Below are 9,054 nucleotides of genomic sequence, written 5' to 3'. Positions count from 1 at the left end.
GCACCCCCCGGATCATCAACGACAGGGGCAACAAGTCCTACCGGCCCTGGAGGCCACGAACCCGAACCGGGCTCCACGAAAACGGTAATGGGCAGACCGGGCGCGCCTCCGTCGCGACCGCCGAACTGCTCGGGCAGCGGGTGACTGTGTTCCCGAGCCATCACGGCGGGTTCTGCGACGGGCCGACCCCGGGTGTCTCCCCGATCGGTGCCGGTAGGTTGGTCCGATGGACGAGGCGTGGAGCGAGTTCCGTGACCGGCTGCGGGCGGAAGTGGCCGGTATGCGCGAGAGGGACACCCTGGTGGTCTCCGAGCCCGACCCGGAGCCGGCGCCGGTGCCCGACGCCCCGGGCCGGCACTGGTGGCGGCGGCGCCCCAAACCCCGGCAGGAAACCGGGCGTTACGTGCAGTTCATGAGGTGGCACGACGGGTTCGGCGCCGAATGCGTCTCGTTGGCGTACCGGAAGATGACCGAGGCACAGAAGCAGCAGCTGCTGACGCTCGGCTGGTCCGATCCGGACGCCCACCCACCGCGCGGCGGGCGCTCGGAGAATCACGAGATGTGGTTCGGCCTCGACGAGGTCGACCGCCTTGCCCGGATCTCCACCGACTCGCTCCGCGTACTGGGCGAGGAGCCGCCCGACGCGCAGTGGACCTGGCGGAAGGACCCGCCGGCGTGAGCGCCCGCAGACGGCCCTGCGTCATGTGCGTCCACACACCCGGCATGCTCCTGACCAACCCCACCGAACAGACCTCACGAAGCGCTACGAGGGCCGGTCAACGGGCGGACTTGGTGTCACTCTTCTCCGGGCTGACGTGTCCGGGCTGACGTGTCGGATCCCGCGCCGTCGCAGGTAGCAGTGGACCAGCCACGTGGCTCGGATTGCCGGATTCCCCGCGCCGAGTACCGTCGGACGTGTGAGCCCAGACGATGCGAACCGGCGGTGGACCCACTCCATGCCGGAGGCCTACGAGCGCCACCTCGTGCCGGTGTTCTTCCGGCCCTTCGCGGCCGACCTGGCGGCGCGGGCGGCGGACCTGCGCCCGCACCGGGTCCTCGAACTCGCCGCGGGCACCGGAGCCCTCACCACCGCCGTGCTCGACGCGGCACCGGACGCCCGCGTCCTGGCGACCGACCTCAACGAGGCGATGGTCATCCGCGGAGCGGCCCAGGAGCCACGTGCGGACTGGCGGCAGGCGGACGCGCAGCAACTGCCGTTCCCGGACGCCTCGTTCGACCTCGTCCTGTGCCAGTTCGGGGTGATGTTCTTCCCGGACAGGCCAGGTGCCTACGGGGAGGTGCGCAGGGTCCTCGCCCCGGAAGGGCGCTTCCTGTTCAACAGCTGGGGACCGTTGGCCTCGCACGGGTTCAGCGCGGCCTTCCAGGACGCCCTGGAAGCCTCCATCCCCGAGGGCGCGCCGAGGTTCCTCCCTGACATTCCGCACGGCTACGCCGATCCGGCGCTGGTGGCCGAAGACCTCGCGGCGGCGGGGCTCGCCCTGGACACCGCCGAAGAAGTGACGCTGGAGGGCGTCGCGGAGTCCGCCGCCTCCGTGGCCACCGGTCTGCTCACCGGCACACCCGTAAGCGCCGCGCTCGCCTCTCGCCCGGACACGGAAGCCATCCACGCCGCCGTCACGCGGGCCATGACGGACAGCCTCGGCACCGGCCCGGCGACCGCCTCGATGACGGCGACGGTCTATACGGCCCGGCCCAGGCCACCATCCTGACCAGCAGCGTGAACCGCGATGCGCGATCACCGGCAGCCAACGCCACGCGCTCCGCGGCGCACGAGCGCCGTGTCTCAGGCCAGTCGTGGAGGGGCCGGACCGCAGGCAGGGGAACAAGCTGCGCGTCACCGGGCCCGCTGCCGCGTCCATCCCTCGAACCGCGCGGGATCACGGACGCCGTCGTCGATGACCGCCCGGTAGATGACGAGGCTCTTCGCCGACTCGCCGTACTCGGGGCGGTCGGCCCAGGCCCTTTTGGTCCCGATGATGTGCGCGCGGCTCTCGTACGTCAGGCGTGGCAGGGCAACAGAGTGGTCAAGTGGGCGGTCGGCGGCTGGCGTTCGGGGTCGGTGAGGAACCACAGGTCGAGGTTCCATACGGCGCCGGCCGACGAGCGGCATTCCACGCCGAGGTACAGGCCGTCGGGGTAGGCGTCCGGCTCCGCGTTCCATCCTCCGGTGTCGTTGCGGAGGGTAACGACGCGGACGCGCGGGTGCGAGGCGAGCTGGGCGCCGACCTCCGACACGGCGGCGACGCTCAGGGAGGCGCGCCCAGGGGGTGAGCCGTGCGCCCAGGTCGAGGCCCCGATAGACACGGCCCGCCTCGGCGCGCAGCGCCTCCTGCTCCCGCAGCATCCGGGAGTGATCCACGCGGCAACCCTGGCGGAGCCCCGGATCGGCCGGTCCGCTACTTACCGTGGGTGATCAGGCTGCCGTCCTGGCAGTGCTCGGTGTGCTCGCCCACATGGCCGCCGCCGAGCATGGGGGCTACGGCGACCTCCTGAAGGCAGGTGGCCGCGGCGGTGGCGTCCCAGTCGTCCGCGACGCCGATTCCGGAGCCGAGGCTGCCGCCGTTGGCCGCGTGGGCCGGTGCGGCGAGTCCGGTGATGGCGAGGGCGAGGCCGGCAGCGCTGAGGATCTTCTTCATGCCCGGCGAACGATGCGGTGCGGCCGACGGGTGCGGGGTGGCAGGAAGGATCACCTGCCCAGGCGAGAAGGCGTACGTCCGCGCGGGCGGGGCGCCGAGCTACGTCAGGTGGATGCCCGGGCTACGTCGGGTGGATGCCCGGCCAGCGACCCGTGGTCGCCAGTTCCCTCGTGACCGCGACGATGCCGCGCCGGACATCCCCACTGCGTCGCGCGGCTCGCAGCCGTCCGTGGCCGTGCGCACCGCGATGTGGCGGCACAGCGCCGGGCCGACGATGCGGCGGCCGGCCGGTCGTGGGTTCCGTGGACCGCGGCTGCCGAGCGCGGCAGGATCGTCCGGGCCTCGCCGCTCTCCGCGATCCGGATCAGTGTGCCGCGGGATTCCACGTCGCCGACGTTCCTGGGCACGAGGCCGTGGGCGGCGAACGCCCGGTCGAGCAGGGCCCGCAGGTTGCTGCGCGTGCCCGGAGTCACCCGCGGCACCTGGCTCAGGCCGAGCTCTGCGGTTCGATTCACGGTTCCGGGAGGAGTTCCGCAGGCAGCGGAGAAACTCGGACGAGCCGGCTGATCATTGCGGCCCGGCCCGCCCCGCGTCTCCGGCCGAGCCGCCTCCACCGTTTGTACTCAACGTCACGTGCCCGGCCCCCATACGTCTATGCGTCAGCCCCTATACGTCTCCAGCAACCGCAACCACACCTCACTCACCGTCGGATACGCCGGCACCGCATGCCACAACCGGTCGATCGGGACCTCGCCCGCGATCGCGATCGTCGCCGAGTGGATGAGTTCGCCGACCGCAGGGCCGACGAACGTGACGCCCAGGAGGATCTCCCGGTCGAGGTCGACGATCATGCGGGCGCGGCCCGTGTAGCCGTCGGCGTAGAGGCCGGAGCCCGCCACGTTCGCCATGTCGTAGTCGACCGCCCGGACGCGGTGGCCCGCCGCCTCCGCCTCGGCGAGGGTGAGGCCCGCGCTTGCGGCCTCGGGGTCGGTGAAGACGACCTGCGGGACCGCGTCGTGGTCGGCCGTCGCCGCGTGGGCGCCCCAGCGGTCGGACTCCAGGAGCGGGACGCCCTGCGCGCGGGCGGTGATCGCGGCGCCCGCGATGCGCGCTTGGTACTTGCCCTGGTGGGTGAGGAGCGCGCGGTGGTTGGTGTCGCCGACCGCGTAGAGCCAGGTGCTGTTCGTGACGCGGAGGGAGTCGTCGACGTCCAGCCAGGAGCCCGGTTCCAGGCCCACCGTCTCCAGGCCGATGTCGTCCGTGCGCGGCGCACGGCCCGTCGCGAAGAGGATCTCGTCGGCTTCGAGGGTCGTGCCGTCGTCGATGGTCGCCACCACCGTGCCGGAGGCAGCGCGTTCCACCGACGCCACCGAGACTCCCGTGCGGATTTCCGCGCCCGCCTCCCGCAGCGCGTCCGCCACCAGTTCTCCGGCGAACGGTTCCATGCGCTCCAGCAGGCCGCCCCCGCGTACGAGCACCGTGACCTGCGAGCCGAGTGCCTGCCAGGCCGTGGCCATCTCGGTGGCGACCACGCCGCCGCCGACCACGATGAGGCGGCCCGGCGCCCGGTCCGCGCTCGTGGCCTCCCGGCTGGTCCATGGTTTGACCGCGTCCAGGCCAGGCAGGGGTGGGAGCGAGGCCCGGGTGCCCGTGCACACGGCGACCGCGTGGCGTGCCGTGAGGGTGGTCACCGTGCCGTCCTCGGCGGTGACCGTGACGCTGCGCGGTCCGTCGAGGCGGCCCTGGCCGCGGTACAGGGCGATGCCGATGGACTCCAGCCAGCCGACCTGGCCGTCGTCCTTCCAGTGGGAGGTGTAGTCGTCGCGGTGCGCGAGGACCGCCGGGGTGTCGAGCGGGCCCTGGACCGCCTGGCGCAGGCCGGGCACCCGGCGGGCGTCGGCCTGGGCGATCACCGGGCGGAGCAGCGCCTTGCTGGGCATGCACGCCCAGTACGAGCACTCACCGCCGACGAGCTCGCTCTCCACGATGGCGGCGCTCAGTCCGCCGGCCCGTGCGCGGTCGGCGACGTTCTCACCGACGGGTCCCGCTCCGAGCACTACGACGTCGTACGCAATGGCTTCCGTCATACGCGCCAGTCTCTCAGTGTGGTCGGATGTGTGCGTGCCGAGCACATGGGTACGAGCGCGGAATACGTCCGACATCCGGACGGTTGTGCACAGCGGCTTTGCCCCCGACGGCTTCGCCCCGAACCCCGGAAGCAGGAAGAGGGAAAACACCATGAGCAGCACCACCACGGAGCTGACCAAGGAGAACTTCGATCAGACGGTTACGGAGAACGAGTTCGTACTGATCGACTTCTGGGCTGACTGGTGCGGGCCTTGCAAGCAGTTCGCCCCGGTCTATCAGGAGGCCGCTGAGGCCAATCCGGACCTGGTGTTCGGCAAGGTCGACACCGAGGCGCAGCCGGAGCTTGCCGCCGCTTTCGGGATCCAGTCGATCCCGACGCTGATGATCGTGCGTGACCAGGTCGCCGTTTTCGCGCAGCCGGGTGCGCTGCCGAAGGAAGCCCTTGAGGACGTCATCGGCCAGGCCCGCAAGCTGGACATGGACGAGGTCCGCGCGTCGGTCGCCGAGCAGCAGGCGAAGGCCGAGCAGGAGGGCCAGGGCCAGGAAGGCTGAGCCTCCTCCCCCTCCTCCCGTCACCCGACTGACCCCGAGGCGGTCGCCTTTTTGGCGGCCGCCTCGCGGCATGTCTGCCCCCTCTGTCGTTCGGGAGGGTGTCAGGCCGACTCGCGGGCCACCAGCGTCACCGCGAGAGCCTCACGCGGTTCCGGGTCCTGGTCCGGGTTCCTGACCAGGCGGTCCACCAGTTCGGCGAGCTCCCGGCCCGAGGGCAGATCGAGACGCACCGTGCTCAGGCGGGGGCGCAGCAGCCGGCCCAGCATCAGGTCGTCGGCGCCCATCACGGCGACGTCGCCGGGGATGTCGACGTCCGCGTCCTGCAACGCGCGCATCAGCAGCATGGCGTACTCGTCGTTGTACGCGAACACTGCACCGAGCCCCAACTCGCCTACCTGCGCGGCGACTTGGGCCGCGTCCTGCTCGTCGTACGCGAGTGGCAGCGCAACCGTCTCGGCGCCCGCCGCGCGCACGCCGTCCAGGCGCGGCACCGCGAAGGTGTCGAGGCCCGGTTCCTTCGGCATGACCACGCCGATACGCCGGTGGCCCCCGGCCAGGAGGTGCGCGGCGGCGACGCGGCCGACCTGCCGGTGGTCCGTGAGCAGGGCGTGCGCGCCCTCGACCGGCTCCGCGCCGAGCGTGATGACGGCGCGGGCGCCGGAGCGGCGGAGCACGGCGATCCCGTCGGCGCCCATGCCGACCGGGCCGAGCACGGCGACGGGGCGCAGCTCGGCCCAGGCGCGGGCGGCGGCGTCGCCACTGAGGCCCACGCTGCCGTACTGCACGACGGTGTAGTCGAGGCGGCTGAGCGCCCACTGGAGTTCGTTGAGGAAGGCGCTGTACAGAGGCCCGATCGGTACGTCGGGGGTCGGCACGAGGACGATGCGGGTGTGTCCGGCGCGCAGGCTGCGGGCGGCGGCGTGCGGGACGTAGCCGAGTTCCTTGGCGGCCTCGTGGACGCGGCGGCGGGTCGGCTCGCTGATGCGGACCGCGCTCGTGTTGTTGAGGACGTAGCTGACGGTGGCGCGCGAGACCCCGGCGAGGCGTGCGACGTCGGCGCTCGTGGGCAGGGTGCCGGGCAAGGGCTGGCTCGGCACGGACGGCTGGGCGGACTGCTGCTTCGGTATCTGCACCATGACGTACGGCATCCTTGCAGACGCCGCCCAGCGGCTGCGGCTCCCCCTGGCCTACCTCTGGCCTACCCCCGCGCCAAGGTCTTCCACAGCTTCGGGTCCTCGAAGTTCAGGGCCCACAGGACCGTGTTCCGTACGCCGTGTTCGCGCAGGACGGGGAGGTGCGCGGCGGTGCCGGCGGCGTCCTGGTACCAGACGGTGCGGCGGGTCGCCTTCTTGCCCTTGCCCTCCTTGTACGTGAAGTGGGGGGTGCGGGAGTCGGGGTCGAGGGCGTAGCGCGCGCCGACCTTGCGGCGCAGCACCTCGGCCGATTTGGACGTGACGTGCCGGGCGCGCTCCTTGCCGGCGCCGCGGGCGCCGCCCACCTTCCAGTTCCAGCCGTACGCGGGCAGGCCCATCTCCAGCTTGGCGCGCGGGACTTGGGTGGTGGCGCGGGACAGGATCTCCTCGTACCACTGGGGCGAGGACAGCGGTCCCGGCTTGCCCTCCGCCGAGTGCAGGTTGTACGCCATGATCCGCACGCGGTCGGCGGCGGCGCCCAGCTTCTCGTAGTCCCAAATGCGGCCCGTCGAGCGGGTCTTGGGCATCACGGTCAGGAAGCACTTCTTGCCGGACGCGTGCAGGCGCGCGCAGAGTTCGGTGGCGAAGGCGGTGTAACCGGCGCGCACCGCGCGGTACTTGTCGTCGGGGGCGGTGGCGATCGACTCGTAGTCGATGTCGAGCCCGTCGTAGGCGCGGCTGCGGGTGACGGCGAGCAGCGCGTCGATGTGCCGGGTGCGGGACTTCTTGCTGTTCAGGACCTTGGCCAGGGCTCCCGGCTTCATCGTTTCCATGACCGTGGGGACGACCTGGATGCCGCGGGCGTGCAGGCCGTTGATGATGCGGCGTTCGCCCGCGCCGGGGTGGCCGGTGACGCGGGCCGCGGATTTCGTCTCGTACCAGAAGGGGCTGACGGTGCGGAGCTGTGCGGCGTGGTCGAGGGCGTTCTGGTAGGCGGACTCCTGGTCCCAGTACGGGAGCCACGCGGAGACGGTGCGCGGGGGCGCGGCCTCGGATGCGGCGGGTCCCGCGGGCGCCGCGGCGGTGAGGGCGAGGGTCCCCGCGAGGACGCACAGGACGGTGGTGTGACGTCGTTTCATGGGGTGAGCCTGCGGCCCATCCGGCGTACCCGCCGCAGGGATTGGGCCGGTCGGCGTCTAACGTGACCCGCGTGACTGCCTACACGGATGACCACGCATACGAACACCCCGGCCGCGGCGGCGCGACGGCCACGGTGGAGGCCGAGCCGACCCGGGTCGGCAAGGTGCGCACCGAGTACGCGCCCGCGCACGACGGCGACCCGGATCCGGGCGAGATCGTGTGGACGTGGGTGCCGTACGAGGAGAACGACGGGCGCGGCAAGGACCGCCCGGTGCTCGTGGTCGCCCGGGAGCCCGGCGGCACGCTGCTGGCGGTGCAGCTGTCCAGCAAGCGGCACGACGGCGACCGCGAGTGGGTGGCGCTCGGCTCGGGGCCCTGGGACAAGGACGGCCGGGACTCGTGGGTGGACCTGGACCGCGTGCTGCGCGTGCACGACAAGGGGATGCGCCGCGAGGCCTGCGCCCTGGACCGCGGCCGGTTCAACACGGTGGTGCTGCGGCTGCGGGAGCGCTACGGCTGGCGCTGATCCGCCGGGGTGAAGGCGCGCTCGAACGCGGAGCGGGTGGCCGCGCCCTTCGTCCGGTCGAGGACGGCGAACACGACCTGCTCGAAGCGGCCCGCGAAGCGCCCTTCGAGCAGCGTCCGGAACGCCTCGGCCACCTGCCCCGGATCGTTGCGGAACACCCCGCAGCCCCAGGCTCCGAGGACGAGCCGCCGGTACCCCTTGGCCGCGGCGACTTCGAGCACGCGCTCGGCGCGCGCGGCCAGGGCCGCGGGTATCTCGTGCACCCGCTCCGGGGTGCGCTGCGCGATCACTCCCGCGTTCGGCGCGGGTGACGTCAGGAAGCCCGCCTCGAACGGTGCGTCGAGCAGTCGGCCCTGGTCGTCGCGGAACACCGGGACGCCCGGCGCGTGGATCACACGATCGGTGTAGAAGGCGTCGCGGTGCTCGCGGTGGTGGGCGTAGAACTCCGGCACCTCGATCAGGCACGTGTACAGCGCGGAGCAGCGGCAGAGCGCCTCTTCCTGGGCCTGCGCCCCGTTGAGGTAGCCGCCTCCCGGGTTGCGCGCCGAGGCGAAGTTCAGGACAGCCACCGGTCGCGGTCGCTCCCCCGTCATGCGGCGGGCCGCTTCCAGGCTGCTCTCGCCCGTGACCTCGACGTATGTCCGGTCCACGGGCGGTATCGGTGGCACGGGCACCGGGTCGGGCCCGTACATCCTGGTGCCCGCCCGCGCCCGTGCCACCGCGGCGCCGATCGTCACCACGCGGCCCCCGTCGCCCGCGTACTCCCCCGATTCGACGATCTTCTCCGTGCTCCGCGCGAGCTCGCGCAGTCGCGCGCTCACGCCGCGTGCCCCGTGGTCTCCCCCGTCGTGTTCATGAATCCATCGTGTACGCACAGTGACCGCCTGGGCAACAGGTTTTTGCCGCCTTCTGGAAGTCCCCTGGATGTCCCCGGGATGTCCAGAGGCACTCTTGTGCG

Annotated in this window: 11 protein-coding genes and 1 pseudogene; 5 read left to right on the top strand and 7 right to left on the bottom strand. The window is 72.2% G+C overall.

Going from position 1 to position 9,054, the window contains the following annotated elements:
- Window positions 1-77: 77 nt before the first annotated feature.
- The 3 genes and pseudogenes from ACFYWS_RS13250 to ACFYWS_RS13240 form a co-directional block, all read left to right on the top strand.
- Window positions 78-182, top strand: a pseudogene (locus ACFYWS_RS13250) (alpha/beta hydrolase); the annotation flags it as partial.
- A 44-nt stretch (window positions 183-226) separates the two neighbouring features.
- Entirely contained in the window at window positions 227-679 is a 453-nt protein-coding gene (locus ACFYWS_RS13245; RefSeq protein ID WP_389274033.1) for a hypothetical protein, read from the top strand.
- A gap of 277 nt (window positions 680-956) precedes the next feature.
- Complete coding sequence (locus tag ACFYWS_RS13240; RefSeq protein WP_389274144.1) at window positions 957-1,730, top strand: class I SAM-dependent methyltransferase; 774 nt, start codon at window positions 957-959, stop codon at window positions 1,728-1,730.
- 289 nt (window positions 1,731-2,019) lie between these two features.
- On the opposite strand, the gene ACFYWS_RS13235 is transcribed toward ACFYWS_RS13240, so the two are convergent.
- The 4 genes from ACFYWS_RS13235 to ACFYWS_RS13220 form a co-directional block, all read right to left on the bottom strand.
- Window positions 2,020-2,325, bottom strand: coding sequence for a hypothetical protein (locus ACFYWS_RS13235; RefSeq protein ID WP_389274030.1), 306 nt, complete (start codon window positions 2,323-2,325; stop codon window positions 2,020-2,022).
- A gap of 92 nt (window positions 2,326-2,417) precedes the next feature.
- Window positions 2,418-2,657 (bottom strand): hypothetical protein, encoded by a 240-nt coding sequence (locus tag ACFYWS_RS13230; protein ID WP_389274026.1) that lies wholly within the window; start codon window positions 2,655-2,657, stop codon window positions 2,418-2,420.
- Between the two features lie 104 nt (window positions 2,658-2,761).
- On the bottom strand, window positions 2,762-3,139 hold the full coding sequence (locus ACFYWS_RS13225) for a hypothetical protein (protein WP_389274141.1): 378 nt from the start codon (window positions 3,137-3,139) through the stop codon (window positions 2,762-2,764).
- A 177-nt stretch (window positions 3,140-3,316) separates the two neighbouring features.
- Complete coding sequence (locus ACFYWS_RS13220; RefSeq protein WP_389274023.1) at window positions 3,317-4,744, bottom strand: dihydrolipoyl dehydrogenase family protein; 1,428 nt, start codon at window positions 4,742-4,744, stop codon at window positions 3,317-3,319.
- Between the two features lie 151 nt (window positions 4,745-4,895).
- Here ACFYWS_RS13220 and trxA point away from each other — a divergent pair, with 151 nt between their 5' ends.
- A complete protein-coding gene (trxA, locus tag ACFYWS_RS13215) occupies window positions 4,896-5,297 on the top strand; it encodes a thioredoxin (protein WP_389274020.1) in 402 nt (133 codons plus the stop codon).
- A 101-nt stretch (window positions 5,298-5,398) separates the two neighbouring features.
- Here trxA and ACFYWS_RS13210 read toward each other — a convergent pair whose 3' ends face one another.
- Together ACFYWS_RS13210 and ACFYWS_RS13205 are read right to left on the bottom strand one after the other, a co-directional pair.
- Entirely contained in the window at window positions 5,399-6,433 is a 1,035-nt protein-coding gene (locus ACFYWS_RS13210) for a LacI family DNA-binding transcriptional regulator (protein ID WP_389274017.1), read from the bottom strand.
- Window positions 6,434-6,495: 62 nt separating this feature from the next.
- A complete protein-coding gene (locus ACFYWS_RS13205; RefSeq protein WP_389274013.1) occupies window positions 6,496-7,569 on the bottom strand; it encodes a glycosyl hydrolase family 18 protein in 1,074 nt (357 codons plus the stop codon).
- Between the two features lie 71 nt (window positions 7,570-7,640).
- Between ACFYWS_RS13205 and ACFYWS_RS13200 the strand changes: the two genes are divergently transcribed.
- Complete coding sequence (locus ACFYWS_RS13200) at window positions 7,641-8,096, top strand: type II toxin-antitoxin system PemK/MazF family toxin (RefSeq protein WP_389274010.1); 456 nt, start codon at window positions 7,641-7,643, stop codon at window positions 8,094-8,096.
- Here ACFYWS_RS13200 and ACFYWS_RS13195 read toward each other — a convergent pair.
- Entirely contained in the window at window positions 8,081-8,917 is an 837-nt protein-coding gene (locus ACFYWS_RS13195; RefSeq protein WP_389274007.1) for a TIGR02452 family protein, read from the bottom strand. The two genes, ACFYWS_RS13200 and ACFYWS_RS13195, sit on opposite strands and share 16 nt — an antisense overlap.
- Window positions 8,918-9,054 lie beyond the last annotated feature (137 nt).

Origin of the sequence: Streptomyces sp. NPDC002795 (assembly GCF_042888725.1) — a bacterium.
GTDB lineage: Bacteria > Actinomycetota > Actinomycetes > Streptomycetales > Streptomycetaceae > Streptomyces.
The sequence above is the reverse complement of the archived record's forward strand: the minus strand, read 5'-3'. Positions and strand labels throughout refer to the sequence as shown.

What these genes read in the sequence shown, in the direction of transcription:
- ACFYWS_RS13240 (WP_389274144.1), top strand. Translation starts at nt 957, where the DNA reads ATGCCGGAGGCCTACGAGCGCCACCTCGTGCCGGTGTTCTTCCGGCCC.
- ACFYWS_RS13205 (WP_389274013.1), bottom strand. Translation starts at nt 7,569, where the DNA reads ATGAAACGACGTCACACCACCGTCCTGTGCGTCCTCGCGGGGACCCTC.
- trxA (WP_389274020.1), top strand. Translation starts at nt 4,896, where the DNA reads ATGAGCAGCACCACCACGGAGCTGACCAAGGAGAACTTCGATCAGACG.
- ACFYWS_RS13230 (WP_389274026.1), bottom strand. Translation starts at nt 2,657, where the DNA reads ATGAAGAAGATCCTCAGCGCTGCCGGCCTCGCCCTCGCCATCACCGGA.
- ACFYWS_RS13210 (WP_389274017.1), bottom strand. Translation starts at nt 6,433, where the DNA reads ATGGTGCAGATACCGAAGCAGCAGTCCGCCCAGCCGTCCGTGCCGAGC.
- ACFYWS_RS13245 (WP_389274033.1), top strand. Translation starts at nt 227, where the DNA reads ATGGACGAGGCGTGGAGCGAGTTCCGTGACCGGCTGCGGGCGGAAGTG.
- ACFYWS_RS13220 (WP_389274023.1), bottom strand. Translation starts at nt 4,744, where the DNA reads ATGACGGAAGCCATTGCGTACGACGTCGTAGTGCTCGGAGCGGGACCC.